16 protein-coding genes and 1 pseudogene are annotated in these 19,570 nt (G+C 68.7%); 11 read left to right on the top strand and 6 right to left on the bottom strand.

Translation table 11 applies throughout. The annotated features are described in order from the left end of the window. The first annotated feature begins 188 nt into the window (after positions 1-188). From HG543_RS26930 to HG543_RS26885, 10 genes are all read left to right on the top strand, one after another. On the top strand, positions 189-2,159 hold the full coding sequence (locus HG543_RS26930) for an alpha/beta fold hydrolase (RefSeq protein WP_169347736.1): 1,971 nt from the start codon (positions 189-191) through the stop codon (positions 2,157-2,159). A 51-nt stretch (positions 2,160-2,210) separates the two neighbouring features. Beyond that, on the top strand, positions 2,211-3,794 hold the full coding sequence (locus HG543_RS26925) for an AMP-binding protein (protein WP_169347735.1): 1,584 nt from the start codon (positions 2,211-2,213) through the stop codon (positions 3,792-3,794). A gap of 29 nt (positions 3,795-3,823) precedes the next feature. Then, complete coding sequence (locus tag HG543_RS26920) at positions 3,824-4,111, top strand: acyl carrier protein (protein ID WP_169347734.1); 288 nt, start codon at positions 3,824-3,826, stop codon at positions 4,109-4,111. A gap of 12 nt (positions 4,112-4,123) precedes the next feature. Next, on the top strand, positions 4,124-5,101 hold the full coding sequence (locus HG543_RS26915) for an amidohydrolase family protein (protein ID WP_169347733.1): 978 nt from the start codon (positions 4,124-4,126) through the stop codon (positions 5,099-5,101). 77 nt (positions 5,102-5,178) lie between these two features. Then, positions 5,179-6,117: an aspartyl/asparaginyl beta-hydroxylase domain-containing protein gene (locus tag HG543_RS26910; RefSeq protein WP_169347732.1), complete on the top strand. Its 939-nt coding sequence runs from the start codon at positions 5,179-5,181 to the stop codon at positions 6,115-6,117. An 83-nt stretch (positions 6,118-6,200) separates the two neighbouring features. Then, positions 6,201-6,938: an iron-containing redox enzyme family protein gene (locus tag HG543_RS26905; protein ID WP_169347731.1), complete on the top strand. Its 738-nt coding sequence runs from the start codon at positions 6,201-6,203 to the stop codon at positions 6,936-6,938. After that, positions 6,935-8,032 carry a DUF3419 family protein gene (locus tag HG543_RS26900; protein WP_169347730.1) on the top strand — a complete coding sequence of 366 codons (1,098 nt, stop codon included), beginning with the start codon at positions 6,935-6,937 and terminating at the stop codon, positions 8,030-8,032. Before HG543_RS26905 ends, HG543_RS26900 begins: the two co-directional genes overlap by 4 nt. Continuing rightward, on the top strand, positions 8,002-8,907 hold the full coding sequence (locus HG543_RS26895; RefSeq protein ID WP_169347729.1) for a hypothetical protein: 906 nt from the start codon (positions 8,002-8,004) through the stop codon (positions 8,905-8,907). Before HG543_RS26900 ends, HG543_RS26895 begins: the two co-directional genes overlap by 31 nt. A 53-nt stretch (positions 8,908-8,960) precedes the next feature. Then, positions 8,961-9,587 (top strand): FMN-binding negative transcriptional regulator, encoded by a 627-nt coding sequence (locus HG543_RS26890; protein ID WP_169347728.1) that lies wholly within the window; start codon positions 8,961-8,963, stop codon positions 9,585-9,587. A gap of 115 nt (positions 9,588-9,702) precedes the next feature. Further along, positions 9,703-11,373, top strand: coding sequence for an amidohydrolase family protein (locus tag HG543_RS26885; RefSeq protein WP_169347727.1), 1,671 nt, complete (start codon positions 9,703-9,705; stop codon positions 11,371-11,373). Positions 11,374-11,388: 15 nt separating this feature from the next. On the opposite strand, the gene HG543_RS26880 is transcribed toward HG543_RS26885, so the two are convergent. The 6 genes from HG543_RS26880 to dnaE form a co-directional block, all read right to left on the bottom strand. Next, the gene (locus HG543_RS26880) at positions 11,389-12,429 is read right to left on the bottom strand and encodes a prephenate dehydrogenase/arogenate dehydrogenase family protein (RefSeq protein WP_169347726.1); all 1,041 of its coding nucleotides are present in this window, start codon (positions 12,427-12,429) and stop codon (positions 11,389-11,391) included. A 77-nt stretch (positions 12,430-12,506) separates the two neighbouring features. Then, positions 12,507-12,761: a hypothetical protein gene (locus tag HG543_RS26875; protein WP_169347725.1), complete on the bottom strand. Its 255-nt coding sequence runs from the start codon at positions 12,759-12,761 to the stop codon at positions 12,507-12,509. A 3-nt stretch (positions 12,762-12,764) separates the two neighbouring features. Further along, the gene (locus HG543_RS26870; RefSeq protein WP_169347743.1) at positions 12,765-13,592 is read right to left on the bottom strand and encodes a crotonase/enoyl-CoA hydratase family protein; all 828 of its coding nucleotides are present in this window, start codon (positions 13,590-13,592) and stop codon (positions 12,765-12,767) included. A gap of 11 nt (positions 13,593-13,603) precedes the next feature. Further along, positions 13,604-14,326, bottom strand: coding sequence for a SitI6 family double-CXXCG motif immunity protein (gene sitI6, locus HG543_RS26865; protein ID WP_169347724.1), 723 nt, complete (start codon positions 14,324-14,326; stop codon positions 13,604-13,606). After that, complete coding sequence (sitA6, locus tag HG543_RS26860) at positions 14,323-15,069, bottom strand: SitA6 family polymorphic toxin lipoprotein (protein WP_169347723.1); 747 nt, start codon at positions 15,067-15,069, stop codon at positions 14,323-14,325. Before sitA6 ends, sitI6 begins: the two co-directional genes overlap by 4 nt. A 104-nt stretch (positions 15,070-15,173) precedes the next feature. Next, positions 15,174-18,728 (bottom strand): DNA polymerase III subunit alpha, encoded by a 3,555-nt coding sequence (gene dnaE, locus HG543_RS26855; RefSeq protein ID WP_169347722.1) that lies wholly within the window; start codon positions 18,726-18,728, stop codon positions 15,174-15,176. 279 nt (positions 18,729-19,007) lie between these two features. Here dnaE and HG543_RS26850 point away from each other — a divergent pair. After that, positions 19,008-19,570 (top strand): annotated as a pseudogene (locus HG543_RS26850) (sulfatase family protein); the annotation flags it as partial.

Here is a 19,570-nt window from a genome sequence, read left to right as displayed (position 1 = left end):
CTATCCGCGCGCCCGGGGAGCGTGTAGAAGCCGCGGACGTTGTTCATCCACGTCTGAACACCCTCCCCACCTCTTGATGCATTGACATCACGTCTCGCCGGGCGAGCCCCGTGAGACGGGCTGGTCCGGGTGCACCCGTCCGCCAGGACGCGAGGCCAGGAGCGCGGCTCCCCGAGATACAGAACCCCATGCGACGCCACGTCCTCATCACCGGCTCAGCCAGCCTCCTCGCGAGCCAGCTCGCCGCTCAATGTCTGGCATCGTCGGAAGACACCGTCCTGCTCCGCCTGCGACGCCCGGACGGCTCCCTCCACGATGAGGAGGAGCTCCACCTCCTGGTGCGCCACGCCGTGCCGCGGCTCCCGGGCCCGGACACAGCGCCCCCCTGGGAGGCGCTGCGCTCCCGGCTGCACTGCCTTCCGGAGGAGGAAGGCGACGGGGAGGCGCCGTTCGCGCGAGCGCTTCCGGCGTCCGGACGCATCGACGAGGCCTGGTACGTGTGCGGCGGGTACCGCCCCGCGCCGGGTGCCCGCGCGGACACGGGCGGCACGCCGCGCCACCTCCTGTCGGCGCTGTCGCGGCTGGGCGTCCTCGAGCTCAACCACGTGGGGCCGTGGCTGGCGCCCGGAGAGGCCACGGACTTCGCGGCGCACCACCGCGCCCAGGAGCGTGAGGTGGTGGCAGCGTGCGCGGCGGCCGGCGTCGGCTCCCGTCTCTTCCGGACGTCGCCAGTGCTCGGCCCCGTCCCCGCGCTCCGGGGGCCGGACCGGGAGGGGGGCCTCCAGCTGCTGGAGGCGCTTCACGACCTCCAGGCCGAGCTCGGCGAGCGGACGCCCGACTACCTCGCCGCCCGCCCGCTGCGCTGCTGGGCGCCCGCGGGCGCGAGCGTGGCGCTGGTGCACGTCGGTCAGGCGGCACGGCGGCTCTGGGAGCTGGCGCGCGCCGCGGGCACCGTGTCCCGGGGCTTCCACGTCACCGCCTCGGAGCGCCTCCCCTTCACGCGGCTGTGCGAGCAGCTCGGCGCGGTGTATGGGATGAACCTCCAGGCCACCGCGGAGCGCGCCTCGCTCAACGCGGTGGACCGCGGCCTCCAGGAGCGGCTGGGGGGCTTCCAGGACGGGCTCACGGCCTCCGGTGGAGAGGACCCGGCCTTCGAGGAGGTGCGCCTGGACGGCGCCGCCCGGCCGGGGCTCCTCCAGGAGGTCCGCGCGAGCCAGGACGCGGCGCGGGCCGGACAGCGGGCGCGCGCCGCCACCCTGTTCGACACGCTCGGCCAGCGCACCGTGGAGCGGGGCGGCTCCCGGCTGACCTACTTCGCCGGCGGCACGGGCGACGTGCCCCTCGTCCTGCTCAACGCGCTGGGCCAGGGGCTGTTCTACTGGAAGCGGCTGATGAGCTGCCTGCTGCGGCGCCACCGCGTCCTCGTCTGGGAGCCGCGCGGCACGGAGTCCGGCCCCCAGCCCTTCCTGATGGGCGACCAGGTGGATGACCTGGAGGCCATCCTGCGCAACGAGGGCGTCGGGTCCTGCCACCTCGTGGGCTGGTGCACCGGCCCCAAGGTCGCCGTGGAGTTCTACCTCCGCCACCCGGACCGGGTCGCCTCGATGGTGTTCCTCAACGGCTCGTTCCGCTGCTCCACCAGCCCGAAGACGCACCAGACGGCCTACGAGGCGAACTTCGAGCCGCTGTGCGGCCTCCTCGTGCGCCGCCCGGCCATGGCCGGCTCCGTCCTGAAGTCCCTCCGGCTGAGCATGTCCCAGGAGGAGGGGGAGCTGAAGGGGCTCCAGGACGCGGAGGCCGCGTCCCGGGCACTCGCCCGGATGAACGGTGACTTGAAGCCCCACGTGCTGGGGCCGTTCCGCAGCGAGCCCGTCATCGTCAACTACGCGCGGCAAATCGTGGACTTCTGGTCCTACGACCTCCGGGAGAAGGCGGCCCGGGTCCACGCGCCGGTGCTGCTCGTCAGCGCGGAGCATGACGCGGTGGCGTCGCCCGAGACGTCTCGGGAGATGGCGCAGCGGCTCCCCAACGCCCGCCACGTGCATGTCCAGGGCGCCACCCACTACTGCATGTACGACCGACCGGAGTTCATCGCGGAGCTCATCGAGGAGTTCCTGCGAAACCCCACCCCGACCCGAGCCCTGGCCGCCGTCTCTTGAGGGCCGGGCCCGGCCCGCGATTCGCCCCCCACCCAGCGAGGAATGAGGTCCATGGAGTTCGACACCCTGTCATCCCGCCTGTCCGGGCGGAATGGCAACAGCATCTTCACCTACGAGGGCGGGCGCGTGGTCCGCAGGACGCACGCCACCCTGCACGACGACGTGCTGGCGGCCCGCGAGGCCCTGACCGCCTGGGGCGTGAAGCCCGGGATGCGCGTGGGGATTCGCGCTCCCAACTCCTATTACTGGCTCGTCCATGACCTCGCGTTGATAGACCTTGGCGCCATCTCGGTCGCGTTCCCGGACGACTTCATCGGCGTCTCTCCGAGGGAGCTGCGTGACAGGTATTCCCTGTCGGTGCTGCTCGTGCCGGCGGCCGAGCGCGCGAGCCACCCCGCCGAGGACACCTTCATCGCCAGCCTCGGTGGGGACAACACCGGGGTGCGCGCCGTGGACCACGGCCTGCCCCTTCCGGGCGACAGCCGGGAACACCCCTGGCTCATCTTCTCGTCCGGCTCCTCCGGCGGCCTCAAGGGGCTGGTGCTCAACCGCAGGGGCATCGAGGACAACGTCATCTCCATCACCGAGGCGGTGGACCCGCGTCCCCACGACTGTCTGCTGTTGTTCCTGCCCATCGCCAACTTCCAGCAGCGGATGCTGTACTACGCGGCCCTCTGGTACGGCGCCGACCTCGCGGTGACGGACCCCAACCGCCTCTTCCGCGCGCTCAAGGACTTCCAGCCCACCATCCTCGTGGCGCCGCCCACGCTGTACGAGGCCTTCGAGACGCGCTTCTACAACCTGCCCCGGTGGAAGCGGACGGCGGCCCTCGCCGCGGCGAAGGCGGCGGCCGCGCTGCCCTCCCAGGCGGCACGCGAGGCGGTGGCCCGGCGCCTCTTCCGGCAGGCGTATGAAACGCTGGGCGGCAGGATGCGGATGATGGTGACGGGCATGGCGCCCATCAAGCGCTCCACGCTCGACCTGTTCGCCCTCATGCAGCTGCCCCTGTACGAGACGTATGGCCTCATCGAGGCCGGCTCCGTCTCGTTCAACCTGCCGGGGGCGCGGAAGATTGGCTCCGTGGGCAGGCTCCTGCCCCGGCTCAAGGTGCACATCGCCGAGGACGGGGAGCTCATCGTCCATTGCGAGCACATGAAGGCGGTCCGCTACTTCGAGTGCGCGCCGGGCGAGAGCGAGAAGACCTTCATCGGGGACAACCGCGTCGCCACCGGAGACATCGGCCGCTTCGACGACGACGGCTACCTGCACATCGTCGGACGGAAGAAGGAAATCCTCATCACCGCCGGCGGCGAGAAGGTCCATCCGGAGGCCCTCGAGGCCGAAATCGACGCGTGCCCGGACGTGGCCAAGTCGGTCGTGTTCAGCGACCCGGCCACCCGGAACCTGCTCGCCGTGGTGCTGCCCAAGGACCTGAAGGACCCGGAGGCCCGGCCCCGCATCGAGCGCTTCGTGAGGGAGCTCAGCCTCCGACGCCCGTCCCGCAGCGTGGGCCAGGTCCTCTTCACCGACCTCGTCTTCTCCCGGGAGAACGGCTTCTTGCGGCCCAACCTCAAGCTCGACCGCAAGCGCATCGCCGCCCACTTTCAATCACAGACCCCGTCAGCCGCGGCCTGAGCGCCCACGCGCACGCGGCAGGAGCCCCCATGGAAGCCGACGCGAAGTTCGACGAGAAGGTGCTGGCCCTGATTGCCGAGGCGATTCCAGGCCCGCTCCGCAAGACACGCATCACCCCCGAGCTGATGTTGCGCAATGACCTGGGCATCGACTCCCTGGGTATCGCCGCGCTCGTGTTCCGGCTCGAGGAGGCCTTTGGCATCGAGATTGGCGACCAGGCGCTCGACCTGAACGTCAGCCAGATGCGCACCGTGGCGGATGCGCTCAACGCGAGCCGGCAGATCGTGAGCCGGGCCCGGGCCCAGCAGACCGCCTGAGATTGGATGACCATGGACGCCCCCAGCGCAGCACCTCCGACCATCATCGACGCGCACTGTCACATCGCGACCACGGAGCACACACCCCGCTCATTCATCGACGGAGCCATCGCCAACATGGTGACGGCGCTGGTGGCGCAGGGAGTCCGCGCCTCGCCGAAGATGATTGCCAGCATGTACCTGCAGAAGCTGCAGGACCCGCTCTGCGACGAACTCGCCGCGGACATGGCCGAGGCGGGCATCGCCAAGAGCGTCCTCCTCGTCCCGGACTTCACGTATGCGCTGAAGGACACCCCGCTGACCATCGAGGAGTCCTTCCTCAAGCACCGCGAGGTGCTGCTGCGCCACCCCGGCAAGTTCGAGGTCTTCGGAGGGGTGGACCCCCGCTGGGGCGCGGACGGCATCGCGCTCTTCGAGCGCTCGCTCAAGGAGTTCGGGTTCCGGGGCCTCAAGGTCTACCCGCCCTGCGGGTTCAGCCCGAGCCACCCGGACCTCTTCCCCTACTACGAACTGTGCGCCCACTACCGGGTTCCCGTCCTCCTGCACATCGGCCCCACGTCGCCGGCGCTCTCCTTCGAGACCACCAATCCCTTCATGCTCGATGAGGCGGCCCGGCGCTTCCCGACGGTCAACTTCATCCTCGCCCACGGCTCGGTGAGCTTCACCGAGGAGTGCGCGATGATGTGCTCGCACCGGCCCAATGTGTATCTGGACATCAGCGCCTTCCAGAGCACGCTCCGGGCGGATGGCTCCGGCAAGGTCGTGAAGACCGCCGTCTCGCGCGGCATCAATCACAAGGTCATCTTCGGCACGGACTGGCCGGTGTTCCGGCTCCAGGGCAACCAGCAGAGCTTCGTCGCCACCGTCACCCGCGAGGACGGGCCGCTGGCGGACCTGACCCCCCTGGAGCGCGAGCTCGTGCTGCACAAGAACATCGAGCGCCTCCTGGCCAACGCGAGGACCGCCGTCCCCGAGCGGGCCACGGCCTAGCCCGGACCGGAAAGCAGCCCCGCTGGATGGACAGACAGGCTCCGGGTGGCGCACCCGGGCCGGAAGGGAAACGGACCATGTCTCCCGTAGCGATACGCCTGCCACGAACCTACGACGCCGCGCGGATGCAGGCCGAGCTGCGGCACCTGGAAGCCCTGCGGCGCGTGTCGGCCGGGTACGCTGGCGAGGCCAACCACGCGTGGGAGAGCCTGTGCCTCATGGCGCCGCGCCAGGGGCCGCTCGAGGGGGCCGGTCACCGGCGCCCCGCGGGCTCACCCGACGAGGACGCCGTTCCGACGGAGGCGCTCGCGCGGGCGCCCTATCTCGCCGGAATCCTCGAGGAGCTGCCCTGCCCGAAGCGACTGGTGCGGCTGATGTCACTGGGGCCTGGAGGCATCATCTCCGAGCACCGCGACGAATTCGTCTCCTTCCAGGACGGGCTGCTGAGACTCCACATCCCGGTGGTGACCCACCCGGACGTCGACTTCTTCATCGACCACCAGCGCTGCGACTGGAGGGAGGGCGAGTTCTGGTACGGCGACTTCTCCCGCCCTCACAGCGGCCACAACCGCAGCCAGGTGACACGGGTGCACCTGGTGATGGACGTGAAGGTGGACGACTTCGTGCTCAGCCTCTTCCCGGCGGAGTTCGTCGCCGCGCAGCGGGCGCTGGGCATCCAGATGGCCGGCCAGGAGGCCCCCGACGAGGACCCGCTGCGGCGCTTCTCCTTCGGGTTCCGCCTGCCCGCAGGCTTCGTGCCCCCGGGCACGTCATACGAGCCGCTGCCGGAGCCCGCCGACGGGCGCGTCCAGGTGCAGGACGGCAGGCTCATCGTCCTCGTCAACGAGCAGCCCCTGCTGGGGCTCGAGCCGACGTCGGATGACACCCTCCTCGTGCGAGGGCTGGCGCCGGGCACCACCATGGAATGCGACTTCGAGCAGGGGCGCGTCGTCGGCGCGGCCCTCGTCTCCGGAGTCGACGGCGCCCGCTTCCGCCTGCAGGTGCGCCCCGGCTGAGCCGTTGCACGAGCGCCCTTTCCACACCTCCCCCGTCGCCAATGGCTCGCACGAGCCGCGGCGCCCAACCTCCCGGAGACGTCATGAGCACGGATGAAGTCGTCACAGCAGCCTCCCGGTTCGCGGTCCTCGACAAGAAGCTGAAGAAGTCCTGGGAGGACCTCTTCGCGCGCTCCCGGTTGGTCAAGACCATCCAGGAGGGACGCATCGACAAGCGGCTGTACGCCGTCTACCTCATGGAGACGTATCAATACACGTTGCACAACGCGCGCAACCAGGCGCTCGTGGGCGTGCGCGCGCTGGACGTCGGCGTCTCGTACCTGAAGTTCTGTTTCGAGCACGCCACCGAGGAGACAGGGCACGAGCACATGGCGCTGCACGACATGCTCTCCCTCGGGCTTCCGAAGGAGGCGCTCGAGATTCCGCCGCCCCTGCCGGCGACGGAAGCGCTGATTGCCTATCTGTACTGGGTTTCCGCCACGGGCAATCCCTTGCGCCGGCTCGGTTACAGCTACTGGGCGGAGAGTTCGTATGACTACATCATGCCGCTCATCGACAAGGTGCGCGAGACGCTCGAGCTCAAGCCCGCGCAGATGACCTTCTTCATCGCGCACTCGAAAATCGACGAGGACCACGCCGAGCAGGTGCGCAGGATGATTGCGCAGAACTGCAAGACCGACCAGGACTGGCACGACGTGGAGCGCGTGCTGGAGACCAGCCTGCGGTTGATGGGCAACATGATGGAAGAGGTCTTCGCGGAGTACGAGCTGCTGCGGAAGGAGCAGTCCGCGACCCACGCGTTCCTCGGGTTGCTGAAGTGAGCACCGGGTCCCAGGCCACCTACTTCGACGAGCAGCTCAACTATTCGCTGGGCGACGAGGACACCTCGGTCGAGCTCGCCGCCCTCCCCGACCGGGCCCGGCATGTCGTGGCCATCGCCGGCTCGGGGGGGCGGGTGCTCCCCCTGCTCGCGCGCTCTCCCGGGAAGCTCACCTGTGTCGACATCTCCAGCCCGCAGCTCGCCCTGACGGAGCTGCGGCTGGCGGCCCTGCGCGCGCTGGAGCACGAGGAGTACACCGGCTTCCTGGGCTATCCGCCGCGGGCCATGACGCCCGCCAGCCGCGAGCAGTGCTTCCGGCGGCTGGCGCTGTCCACGCCCGCGCGCAGCTCGCTGGAGCGCCTCTTCGAGGCGAGCGGCTGGGCGCCCATCGCGTACCTGGGGCGCTTCGAGAAGACGATGGCGACGCTCTCCCGGGTCAACCGCCTGATGACGGGCCAGGCCGGGCAGCGGCTCTTCGAGGCGACGGACCTGGAGGCGCAGCGGGCCTACCTCGCGTCCTCGTTCCCCCACGCCCGCTTCCGCATGGTCCTCGCGCTGCTGGGCAACGCGGCGGTGCTCAACTCCCTGCTCTACAAGGGCGAGTTCCCGAAGAAGAACCTTCCCGGCAGCGCCTACGGCATCTATCGGGGCATCTTCGACAGGCTCTTCCACCAGGCTCCGGCCCGCGAGAGCTACTTCCTGCAGCTCATCTTCTTCGGACAGCTGCGGCACGCCGAGGGCAATCCCATCGAGTGCGACCCGGACGTCTACGCCCGGGCACGCCGCGCCCTGGAGGAGACGGAGGTCTCCTACGTGCGGGGAGACGTGCTCGAGGTGGTCCGGCAGACCGGGGGCACCGTCGACTTCCTGTCCCTGTCGGACGTCCCCACCTTCTTCAAGGGCCCGCTGGAGCAGGACTTCCTGCAGCGGCTGCGGCCCGGCCTCGCCCCCGACGCCCGCGTCGTCACCCGGGGACACCTGCGTGTCCCAAGGCCAGACACCTCTGGCTTCGAGCTCTTGTCCCCAGCCTTCAAGGAGGCCATGGACATGGAGAGGACCCAGCTATGGCAGATACAAATCTATCGCGCGCGCTGAGCGTCCTCGCCGAAGACCCGGCCTCCAGCCCGTCTGGAAATGGCCTCCGGCCCCTTTGCGAGTTCGGCGGCCTGCGGGTGTATGCCCTCCAGCTCTCCGAACACCCCGCCCTCGTCCAGCACATCACCCGGCTGCGGGCCTCCGTCTTTGGCGAGGGGGGGGCGTGGAACTACGGCCTGGATGACCAGGACGCGTGGGCCATCCAGCTCGTCGCCTTCGAGGAGGACGCGCCCGTCGGAGCGCTCCGGCTGTGCATGGGCGATGAGTTGATGGGACGGCAGGGCCTCTCGGCCTTCTACCTGAACACGGGCTGGGTGCTCGACGCGCGGGCGGCGTCCTTTTTCGGCACGGCCCTGGAGTATGGCCGCTTCTGGGCGCTGCGCGGGCACCCGCGCAGCCAGACCATCACGAACGCGCTGCTGTCCGCGCTGGGCGCGTACGCCCGGCAGCGCCCGGCGTACCAGCACGTCTTCGGAACGGTGTCCCTGCTGGGCTTCGAAGCGGCGCACCTCGGGCTCGTCGTCGACTACCTGCGCCGCCATCACCTGCCCGCCGAGCATTGGATCCACCCACGGCGCCCCTTCCAGGCCCCCGGCCCCGCCCCCGAGCCGCGGATGGCGTCCGAGCCACGGGCCCAGGCCTTCCGCGCCCTGGTGAACCGGCTGAAGGCGGGCGCTCCGAGCCAATCCCTTCCCTTCCTCCTCCACCTCTACCTGAGACAGGGCGCGCGGATGCTGGGGGACGTGGCCCTGGATGCCACCGGCCAGAAGCTGCTCATCCCCCTCTATGTGGACATGAGCACGTTCCAGGGCTTCACGGAGCGGCTCCGGCTGCGAGCGGGGACGCCGCCCCCCGCTCCCGGCCCCCAGGACTGACACCGCCCGGACAGACGGCCTCCCAAGGACAGACAGGCAGGAGTCGTTACACCATGCACATCCCCGGACACTTCCGTGAGAAGGACGAGGCGCGGCTGTTCGCGCTGATGGAGCAGTACAACTTCGCGACGCTGGTCACCCTCCAGGAGAACGGCGTCCCGGTGGCCAGCCACCTGCCCTTCCTCGTCGTGCGGGCCCTGGATGGGAGCCCGCGACTGCTGAGCCACATGTCGCGGGCCAACCCGCAGTGGCAGACCTTCTCCCGGGCGGGTGAGGCGCTCCTCATCTTCCAGGGCCCCCATGCCTACGTGTCCTCCGCCTGGTACTCGGTGCCCAACGTGCCCACGTGGAACTACGCCGTCGTGCATGCCTATGGCACCCCGCGCGTCCTGGAGGAGCCCGGCGAGGTGCTGCGCTCCTTGCGGCGGCTGTCCGTGAAACACGAGGAGGGCAACTCCCCGCGCTGGAATCCGGACGAGGCGGGAGACGTCATCCAGCGGCTCCTGCCCGGCATCGTCGCGTTCGAGTTCCAGGTGAGCCGGCTCGAGGGCAGCTTCAAGCTGAGCCAGAACCGCAGCGAGCAGGACCAGCAGACCATCATGGAGCGCCTGGACCGGAGCACGCACCCCGGAGGCCCCGAGCTGGTCCGGTTCATGAAGTCACTCAAGCCCCGGGAGTGACGCGCCGCTCACGGACGCCCGCATGCCTGGGGGCTGCACCAGGCTGAAACACATCAACCCATCGCATCGAGTTCCTCCAGCGCAGGCGGGAAGGCTCGGAAGAGGTGCTGAAAACGTGTCCCTGTCACTGCTTTTCAAGAATGCTCGCATCGTGGATGGCACGGGGAACCCCGCCTTCACCGGTGATGTCGGCGTCGCCGGAGACCGCATCGCCTACGTGGGCATGGGCCTGAAGGCCGACGCGAAGGCCGAGCGCATCATCGATGCGTCCGGGAAGGTGCTGGCCCCCGGCTTCATCGAGCTGCACACGCACTACGACCCGCAGCTGTGCTGGGACCGGACGGCGTCCCCCGCGGCCGAGCACGGGGTGACCACCGTGGTGATGGGGAACTGCTCGCTCAGCCTCGCGCCGGTGACGGGCGAGGGGCGCGCGAAGATGACGCGGATGTTCAACCGCATCGAGGACCTCCGGCCGGAGCTCTTCGCGGCGGCGGTTCCCTACTGCTGGGAGGACTTCCGGCAGTACCTCGACTTCGTGCGTCCGGGCCTCGGCATCAACGCGGGAGCGGTGGTGGGGCACTCGACGCTCCGGCACTACGTCATGGGGGAGGCCGCCCAGCAGCGCCCCGCGACGGACGCGGAGCTGGAGCGCATGTGCGCGGTCCTGGGCGACGCGCTCGCGGCGGGCGCGTTCGGCCTCTCGCTGTCCTACGACCACCTGCATGACGAGAACGACCATCCGGTCGCCAGCAGCTTCGCGGACACGCGGGAGCGCGTCGCGCTCGCCCGGGTCATCTCGGCGCACCAGCGTGCGTACGTGCAGTGCAACATCAACCTGCTGGACACCGAGACGCGGCTGCGCCAGCTCGATGAGCTGGGGACGCTCGCGCTCGAGTCCGGCGTGTTCTGCTCGGTCCTCGGCATCATGGAGAACCCCGTCACCCCGGGACAGTGGGTGGCGGAGCTCGAGAAGGTGGACGCGCTGAAACTCCGGGGCGCCCGGATGGCCCTGGAGACGCAGGTGCGGCCCCTGGACCTGGCCTTCTCGCTGAACCGCTCCTGGCTCGTGGCCTACTACATGCCCACGTGGGCGGCCATCATGGCGCGGAGCCCCTCGGAGCGGGCCGAGGGGTTCGCCGACCGGGCCCTTCGCCAGCGGCTCGACGAGGAGACCCGGCCCTTCGAGAACCTCTTCCGCTGCATCCACGTGCGCAAGACGGGCTCGCGAGACAACCAGGCCTACGTGGGCCGGAGCCTCTGGGACATCAGCCGGGCCGAGGGCGGCACGATGACGGACGCGCTGCTGGACATCAGCCTGCGGGAGGGGCTCGCGACGGTGTTCGACTGGAGGAACGCCATCCACGCCAACGTGAACATCGTCGGGCACATGCTGAACCATCCCTCCGTGAAGGTGGGTGGCTCGGATGCCGGCGCGCACATCGCGCAGTTCTCCGGGGAGGGGGACTCCACGTTCATGCTGGAGTGCTACGTGCGGGAGCACGGGAAGCTCACGCTGGAGCGGGCCATCCACCGCATGACGGGCGAGATGGCGCGGGACTTCAACATCCGGGACCGCGGCATCATCACCGAGGGCCGGTTCGCGGACCTGGTGCTCTTCGACCCGGCGACGGTCGCCCGTGGGGAAGAGCACCTGGTGGACGACGTGCCCGGTGGAGGGGGCCGCTACGTCCGCCGCGCCACGGGCTTCGAGAGCGTCGTGGTGAACGGGCGCGTGTTCGTCGAGCGGGGGCGCTACACGGACGCCCGCGCGGGCCGGATTGTCTGAGCCGCCCCGAGGCACTCAGTCCTGGGGCGTCCGGCGGGAGAACCGCAGCACGGCGCGGAACACGTCCTCCACCGCGTCGGCATCCACCTTCTCTTCGCGAGCCCACTCCCGCCGCTTCTCCAGCAGGCTCGCCTCGCGCCCGAGGTCCGGCAGCGGCAGGCCGTGCTCCGCCTTCACCCGCGCCGCCTGCTGGACGAGCCGCGCGCGCCGGCCCAGCAGCTCCACCACTTCGCGGTCGAGCGCGTCGATGCGCTCCCGAATCTCCACCAGCCCTGAGGGCGTGGGAATGGCCTCGGGGGCGCCGTTGCTTCCGGAGTTCCGTGAAGCCTCCAGCTCCAGGTGCAGCCGCGTGAGCGCGTCCATGAGGCCCACGCGCGCGTCGTGCCCGTAGGGGTTCTCCGACTGCACGACGCCGAGCAGGTGAGGCACCTCCTGGCTCGCGTACTCCACCAGCCGGGCGAGGGGCTGGAAGCTCGGAGGCGCGAAGGGAAGGTCCTTGCCCACGTCGGCACGCATGAGGCCATGCGCCAGGAAGAACGTGAGCACGTGGGTGCGCGACATCAGCGCGTCGTGCTCGTCCGGCGTCATCTCCGTCACCACGCAGTCCAGCCGCTCGAACAGCTCCCGGGCCTTCCGCACGGCTTCGGGGTGCAGCTCGTTGGGACACACCACGGTGCGGCGGGGACGGTCGCCGCGCGCGAGGCTGGCGGGGCCGAAGAGCGGATGGGTGCCGGCCCAGGGGATGTCCCGGCCGAGCACCGAGGCGAGCACCTGCACTGGCCTCACCTTGACGCTCCCCACGTCAATCACCGTCTGGGAGGGCTTGAGATGAGGGCGCAGCTCCTGGAGCACCGCGCGCATCGCGCCCACGGGCATGGCCAGCACCACGAGGCTCGCGCCGTTCACCGCCTCCGCGAGCGAGCCCGCGCGCAGCTCGGCAGGCACCGCCTCCGAGCGCGGGTCATGCACCCGCTGGGGAATGCCTGCTTCGAGGAGCAACCCCGAGAGGGCGCGACCGAAGCGCCCATATCCCAGCAACGCGATGCTCTCCGGCATTCAGGCTCCCGCTGCACGTTCAAGGTGATGCGAAAATTCTCGCACTGACCCATTCCTGGCGGAAGCCCCCCACCCTGTCAGCCCAGCTCGCGCTTGAGGTAGAGCCGGGTCAAATTCTGCCCGCCTGCTGCTTCGACAGTGGCGGACACCAGCTCCCACCCTTGTTGGCCCTCGGTCTGGAGCCAGTCCACCACCGACAGGCAGGACTCGAAGGGTTTGGTGGACCGGGAGGCTTCCTCGATGGGAACCCTTCCCGCCCAGTGGCCATTCACGAAGGTCACGCGCCCCTCCTGTGACTGGACGAGGCGGTACTCGAACCGGCGGGGCGCCATGTCTCAGCGCCCCTGGAAGCGAGGAGGCCGGCGCTCGGCGAAGGCGGAGAAGGCCTCGGCGAGGTCGTGTGACTGGAGGAACGCGGAGTTCCACACCGCGACGTAGCGCAGGCCATCGGCGATGGACTTGTCGGCGCAGTACTCCATCACCTGCTTGGCGCCCTGAACGACGAGCGGAGGGTTGTCGGCGATCCGCCGCGCGGTGGCACGGGCCTCGGTGAGGAGCGCCTCGGGCGTGGGGAACACCTCGTTGACGAGCCCCATGCGCAGGGCGCGAGCGGAGTCCACGTCGCCGCCGGTGTACGCGAGCTCGCGGGTGTTGCCCTCGCCGATGATGCGCGGCAGGCGCTGAAGGGCGCCGAGGTCGGCGACGATGCCGACCTTCACCTCGCGCAGGGAGAACTTCGCGTCCTGCGAGCAGTAGCGGAAGTCACAGGCGGCGATGAGGTCCATGCCGCCGCCGATGCACCAGCCATGCACGGCGGCGATGACGGGCTTGCGGCAGCGGGCGAGGCCCTCGGTGGCCTGCTGCATCTCGCCGATGAGCTTGAGCAGCTTCGAGCGCTCCAGGGCCAGGTTGCCCTCGCCCATGAGCAGCGGCCCGAGAGACTCCATCATCCCCATGAGGTCCAGGCCGTAGGTGAAGTGGTTGCCCTCGCCGCGCACGAGGATGACGCGGATGGAGTCGTCCTCGTCCAGGGCGCGGATGGCCTCGGGCATCTCCCGCCAGAAGTCGGGGCCCATGGCGTTGCCCTTACCAGGGCCCGTGAGCACCAGCTCCGCGACGCCCTCACCCTTCTCGATTCGCAGCGACTTGTACGTGCCGTCCATCCGTGCCTCCATCAGCGAGTCTCCAACTCCTGGAATGTCACACCATCCAGCCCCAGGCGATTCACGGCCTCGACGAAGCGTTCACTGACGATGACGGTCGCCCAGCCCTGCCGGTGCCGGAAGACGTCCACTTCGGTCGGAAGCGATGCCGCGTTGAGGATGATGACCTTGGGCCAATGAAAACCGGGGTTGCCGCACTCCGGACACGGCGGCTTGCGCCCTACTGGCAGGCAGTCGGGGTGAAGCAGGCCGTGCAACTCCAGCTGCAATTGGAGCAACACAGGTGGGTTCTTGCCACGAAAGCGAACATCGACAGAACACCCCTGGAGCCCGCTCACCCCCGCAGACCGGAGTTGCGCCAGGGCCTCTTCACGAACAAAGAGCGATGCTGAGTCCTGCATGAAAAGCTGACCGAAGCGGCCCGAGCCCTTGCCGGTGCAAGGTCCCAACTGCACGCCCGGCTCAAGGAGAGCCCAGGACGGAGCCAGCGGCCTGACCAGGTCCCTCAGCCGTCGGAACTCCTCGCGCGGCACGGGCCAGGGGTCCGAGAGCTTCTCGAGTTCATGAGGAGGTAGGCTGGACAGGTCTACGCACGGATAGGTCAGCCACGGAAAGCCGCCGCCCGCCTGGCATATCGAGCAGGGTTGCACGCCAGGAAGACACCACTTGTTCACCGCATCCAGGCAGCCCGTGTATCCCAACGACACGTCTTCATCTGCTTTGTAGAACTTCAAAGGGCATCTCGCGGAGTCGCCTGCGATGAGGGAGCACGAAGCTGAGGCGCCAACTGTTGGTACGGCGCCAACGGCGCATTGTAGGGCACCACGGGACCAGTCAGCTCGAAACGGAAGATGAGTTCCACCGCCTTGCGGTGAAGCTCTGCCGGCGTCACAGGGCTGTTCTGTCTGCTGGCTTGGAAGTCTCTCCATGCCTGATTCCACATGCCACCGCGCCCAGTCCCGCTATGGAGCTCACGATGAATGTGCTCAGGGATAAGAATCGTGAACCTGTGGATGTCGACACCGTTCGACTTGAACCACCGCGCGAGAGCCGGCTGCTGTGGAAATAGGTGATGGTGGACCAGCTTGCCCGGCTCACGAGGAAGAGCGGGGACGAAACCTTCGCGATAGCGGAAGTGGAACGTCATCCGGGGCTGGGCGCCGGAACGAAGCCCCGTGTTCCTCATGTTGCGAAAGGGCGGTGGACTTCGTGCGGGTGGGCGGTAACCCCGGGCCAGTTCGACATTGGGCGCAACCGGAGTTCCGGGCATCCCCTCCGGCTCCACGTCCTCGCAGTCGAACAAACCGCAGTCGCCACCTTCGCAGGCGAGGACCACGCAGGACTCCTGCTCCGCGAACTCGCACTCTGGCGCGGAGATATCCGCCGCCCACGCATGGGGCACTGGAGCGCTTGCAGCGCAGCCGGAGAGCACGAGGCCAAGCAGAGGCAGCCACCAGCGAACCCACACAGGTCTCATGGTGAGCAACTCTACTGACTTCTGGTGCCCTCTATCGGCGGGGCAGGCAACTCGCGAGAGAAGTTCCCCCGACCACCATGCCCCCCGCCAGCAACAACGAGCCGTCAGCCGAACTCCACCACCCGCATCCCGAACAACCGGTCCACGGCGGTGAGCAGCTCGTCATTCACCTGCACCTTGATGGCGGTGTTCCCGATGAGCGCCTCTCCCTCACCATGGAACAACACGCTCACGGCCACGGGCGTGGCCCCGGCGTACTTCTTCGCCAGCTCGTGCAGCTTCGCCACCCGGTCCTCGGTGAGCAGGTCCGCGGGCACGCGCAGCTCCAGCCGCTTCGTGCGCTTCTCGCGCACCGCCTTGAGGCTCTGGATGTCGTCGACAATCAGCTCCGGCGTCGGGTTGTTCTCGTCGCGCTGGCTGATCTGCACCGTGCCCGACACGAGGATGGGGTCATCCGACTTCAGCAGGTGCTCCCAGTTCTCGTACCCCGGCTTGGGCCCCTGCTTCGCCCACTTGCCGTCCTTCCCCATCACGTTGCGCGTGCCTTCCTTCCCGGGGAAGCACACCAGCTCAATCGAGCCCGACAGGTCTTCAATCGTCACCCACGCCATGCGCTTGCCCGTCTTCGTGGGCCGCTCGCGCAGAATCGTGACGATGCCCGCCACCGTGAGCTTGTCGTCCTTGCGCGCCCGCTGCACCGCCGTAATCGGCCGCGCGTAGCGCTTCAGCTCCTTGTCGTACTGGTGCAGCGGGTGCCCGGACACGTAGAAGCCGATGGCCTCCTTCTCGTAGGCCAGCCGCTCCTTCTCCGTCCACTCCTCCACCTGGACGTAGTCGTCCTTCAGCCCGCCGCCGCCACCCGAGGACGCCCCTCCCAGCATCCCGAACAGCGAGCTCTGCCCCGCAGCCTTGTCCTTCTGGCTGGACGAGCCCCGGTTCATCGCCTTCTCAATCGTCTCGAAGAGCTGCCGCCGCGGCCGCTTCTCGAAGTCGAAGGCGCCCGCCTTCACCAGCGCTTCCATCACCTTCCGGTTCACCCGGCGGCTGTCCACGCGCTCGCAGAAGTCGAAGAGGCTCTTGAACGGCCCCTCCTTGCGCGCCTCGATGATGGACTCGATGGCGTTCTCACCCACGCCCTTGATGGCGCCGAGGCCGAAGCGGATCTTCCCGTCCACCGCGCCGAACTGCAGGTCCGACTGATTCACGTCCGGCGGCAGCACCTCGAGGCCCGACTCGCGCGCCTCGCCGATGTGCTTCACCACCTTGTCCGTGTTGTCCTTCTCGCTGGAGAGAAGGGCCGCCATGAACTCGCACGGGAAATGCGCCTTCAGCCACGCCGTGTGGATGGTGACCAGCCCGTACGCCGCCGAGTGGCTCTTGTTGAAGCCGTACTCGGCGAACTTCTCCATGAGGTCGAAGATTTCGCCGGCCACCTTCAGGTCGACGTTGTTCTTCGCGCAGCCCTCCAGGAAGCCGGCCCGCTCGGCCTGCATGACCTCGGCCTTCTTCTTGCCCATGGCGCGGCGAAGCAGGTCCGCGCGGCCCAGGGTGTAGCCACCCAGGACCTGCGAGATCTGCATCACCTGCTCCTGGTACACGATGACGCCGTAGGTGTCCTTGAGCACCGGCTCCAGCGCGGGGTGCGGGTACGACACCTTCTCCCGGCCGTGCTTGCGGTTGATGAAGACGTCCACCATGCCGGAGTCCAGCGGACCCGGGCGGTACAGCGCGCCGGCGGCGATGACGTCCTCGAAGCAGGACGGCTTGAGCTTCACCACCATTTCCGTGAAGCCGCTGGACTCCATCTGGAAGACACCCGCCGTGTCTCCCTTCGCCATCAGCTCCCAGACCTTCTCGTCGCCGAGCGGAATCTCGTGGCGCGGAATGTCCTTGCCGTGGTTGCGCTTCACCAAATCGAGCGCGTGCTGAATCACCGTGAGCGTCTTCAGGCCGAGGAAGTCGAACTTCACCAGGCCCGCCGCCTCCACCTCGTCCTTGGCGAACTGGGTGATGAGCGTCTTCTCACCCGGCGGCTGGTAGACGGGCACGAACTCCCACAGCGGCTTGTCGGCGATGACCACGCCGGCCGCGTGCATGCCGGGCTGCCGATGCAGGCCCTCCAGCGCCAGCGCGATTTCGAGCACGTCCTTCGTGGTGACGGGCTTGCCCTCCACCTCGCCGATGTTGGAGGGCGTCTCCATCATCTCCTTGAGGCGAGGCTCCATCTCGATGGCCTCCTTCAAGGTGATGTTGAGCACCTCCGGCACCAGCTTGGCGATGCGGTCACCCTCGCTGAACGGCAGCGCGAACACGCGGCACACGTCGCGCAGCACGCTCTTCGCCTTGAGCGAGCCGAAGGTGATGATCTGCCCCACGTTCATCTCGCCGTACTTGCGGCCGACGTACTGGATGACCTCGTCCCGGCGGTCCTGGCAGAAGTCGATATCGAAGTCCGGCATCGACACGCGCTCCGGGTTGAGGAAGCGCTCGAACAGGAGGTTGTAGGGAATCGGGTCCAGGTCGGTGATGCGCAGCGCGTAGGCCACGAGGCTGCCGGCGCCGGAGCCACGGCCCGGGCCCACGGGGATGCCCTGCTTCTTCGCCCAGTTGATGAAGTCCTGGACGATGAGGAAGTAGCCGCTGAACCCCATCTTCTGGATGACGCCAATCTCCAGCTTCAGGCGGTCCAGGTACACCTCGCGGTCGATGGGGTACGTGACGGTGGCGGCCAGCTCCTGGAAGCGCTCGCGCAGGCCCTCGTAGGCCAGCTCCGCCATGTAGCTGTCCGGGGTGTGGCTGTCGGGCACCTTGAAGGTGGGCAGCATGGGCTTGCCCAGCTTCAATTCCAGGTTGCACTGCTCGGCGATGCGCTGGGTGTTGTGGACGGCCTCGGGGATGTCCTTGAAGGCCTCCAGCATCTCCGCGGGGCTCGTGACGTAGAGCTTGTCCGTGGAGTGCTTCATGCGCTTGCCGTCCGCCAGCGTCTTGCCGCTGGCGATGCACATGAGCAATTCGTGCGCGCGGGCGTCCTCGCGCTTGATGTAGTGCGCGTCCGCGGTGGCGCACAGCGGGATGTCCATGTCCCGCGAGAGCTGCTTGAGGTTCTCGTTCGCCTTCTCCTGCTCGGGCATCCCGTTGGACTGCACCTCCAGGAAGAAGTGCCCGGGCTCGAAGATGTCCTTGTACTCCTGCGCGGCCCTGCGGGCGTGGTCCATGTCGCCGCGGAAGCAGGCGCTGGTGACTTCACCGCCGAGGCATGCGGTGAGGGCGAAGAGGCCCTTGCTGTGCTCGGCGAGCACCTTCTTGTCGATGCGCGGGTGGTAGTAGAACCCGTGCATGTACGCGGTGGAGGAGAGGTAGCGCAGGTTGGCGTAGCCCTCCGCGTTCTTCGCCACCAGGATGAGGTGGTGGGAGACCTTCTCGGAGCGGTCCTCGCGGCCCTTGGGGCCCGCGACGTACGCCTCCATGCCGAGGATGGGCTTGATGCCGGCGTCCTTGGCCTTCTTGTAGAAGTCGATGGCGCCGAACATGTTGCCGTGGTCCGTCACGGCGACGCTCGTCATCCCCTTCTCCTTCACCGTCTTGATGAGGTCCTTCATCCGGATCGCCCCATCGAGGAGCGAGTACAGGGTGTGGAGGTGGAGGTGGGTAAAGGACATAGGCTCGTGCCACTCCAGGAGGAGAAGTTGCTGCTGAACAGTAGGGCGGGGCTCCCCTGCTCGCCAGTCCAGTATCGAGACCCTGGAGGTAGGCGACGGCGGAGCCGATAAATCGGCCCTGGAGCCCCTTCTGCCACGGGCGGAAGCGGGGGCGAAGAAAGTAACGCCCCGGCCCTCCCGGCGCCCGGCCGAATGGCCCCCACCGGACGTCCAGTCGCGGGCACTTCCATGCGATTCCGGGGTGTTGCGCGGCGGGTATCGTGCCCAGGGTGAAACCCCATGGCTTCCGCGGACCGCCCCACCCTCGCCCGCGCCCTCCTGCTGGGCTGCCGGGCGGGCCTGCTCGTCTTCCTGGTGCTCTACACCCTGTGCGCGGTCCTGAACATGCAGCTGGGCTACCAGGGCAACGAGAGCCGCCGGGTCTCCGACTTCGTGTGGAACGAGTGGCGCGGGGTGGTGCTGTGGCAGGTGGCGCGCCTCATCGCGGCGTACACCGTCATCGGGCTCGGCCTGGGCACGCTGCTGGGCGCGGGGCTCTGGGCGGCCGGAGCGGGCCGCAGGGCCCTCTTCTGGGGCTCCGGGCTGGCCTGCCTCGTCGTGGCCGTGCTGCTGGTGCTGGGGGACATGGCGCACCACCCGCACCTGTACGCGGCCACGCTGTACGAGCGCTCGGCCGTCACCCGGTGGCTGCTGCTGTCCGTGAGCGGCAGCCCGCCCGTCTTCTGGCACCTGGGCGCGGCGGTGCTGCCCACCCTGGCCGTCCTGCGGCTGCTCGCGCGGGTGCCCTGGCGCGCGCCCGCGCTGGCCCTGGGCGCGGCGGTGGGGGCGGCGCTGCTCGTGGG

The organism is Pyxidicoccus fallax, from assembly GCF_012933655.1.
Classification (GTDB): Bacteria; Myxococcota; Myxococcia; order Myxococcales; family Myxococcaceae; genus Myxococcus; species Myxococcus fallax.
This window is presented reverse-complemented; position numbering and strand designations above follow the sequence as displayed.

What these genes read in the sequence shown, in the direction of transcription:
- HG543_RS26925 (WP_169347735.1), top strand. Translation starts at nt 2,211, where the DNA reads ATGGAGTTCGACACCCTGTCATCCCGCCTGTCCGGGCGGAATGGCAAC.
- HG543_RS26870 (WP_169347743.1), bottom strand. Translation starts at nt 13,592, where the DNA reads ATGGACGGCACGTACAAGTCGCTGCGAATCGAGAAGGGTGAGGGCGTC.
- sitA6 (WP_169347723.1), bottom strand. Translation starts at nt 15,069, where the DNA reads ATGAGACCTGTGTGGGTTCGCTGGTGGCTGCCTCTGCTTGGCCTCGTG.
- HG543_RS26880 (WP_169347726.1), bottom strand. Translation starts at nt 12,429, where the DNA reads ATGCCGGAGAGCATCGCGTTGCTGGGATATGGGCGCTTCGGTCGCGCC.
- HG543_RS26910 (WP_169347732.1), top strand. Translation starts at nt 5,179, where the DNA reads ATGTCTCCCGTAGCGATACGCCTGCCACGAACCTACGACGCCGCGCGG.
- HG543_RS26890 (WP_169347728.1), top strand. Translation starts at nt 8,961, where the DNA reads ATGCACATCCCCGGACACTTCCGTGAGAAGGACGAGGCGCGGCTGTTC.
- HG543_RS26895 (WP_169347729.1), top strand. Translation starts at nt 8,002, where the DNA reads ATGGCAGATACAAATCTATCGCGCGCGCTGAGCGTCCTCGCCGAAGAC.
- HG543_RS26920 (WP_169347734.1), top strand. Translation starts at nt 3,824, where the DNA reads ATGGAAGCCGACGCGAAGTTCGACGAGAAGGTGCTGGCCCTGATTGCC.
- dnaE (WP_169347722.1), bottom strand. Translation starts at nt 18,728, where the DNA reads ATGTCCTTTACCCACCTCCACCTCCACACCCTGTACTCGCTCCTCGAT.
- HG543_RS26915 (WP_169347733.1), top strand. Translation starts at nt 4,124, where the DNA reads ATGGACGCCCCCAGCGCAGCACCTCCGACCATCATCGACGCGCACTGT.
- HG543_RS26930 (WP_169347736.1), top strand. Translation starts at nt 189, where the DNA reads ATGCGACGCCACGTCCTCATCACCGGCTCAGCCAGCCTCCTCGCGAGC.
- HG543_RS26875 (WP_169347725.1), bottom strand. Translation starts at nt 12,761, where the DNA reads ATGGCGCCCCGCCGGTTCGAGTACCGCCTCGTCCAGTCACAGGAGGGG.
- HG543_RS26905 (WP_169347731.1), top strand. Translation starts at nt 6,201, where the DNA reads ATGAGCACGGATGAAGTCGTCACAGCAGCCTCCCGGTTCGCGGTCCTC.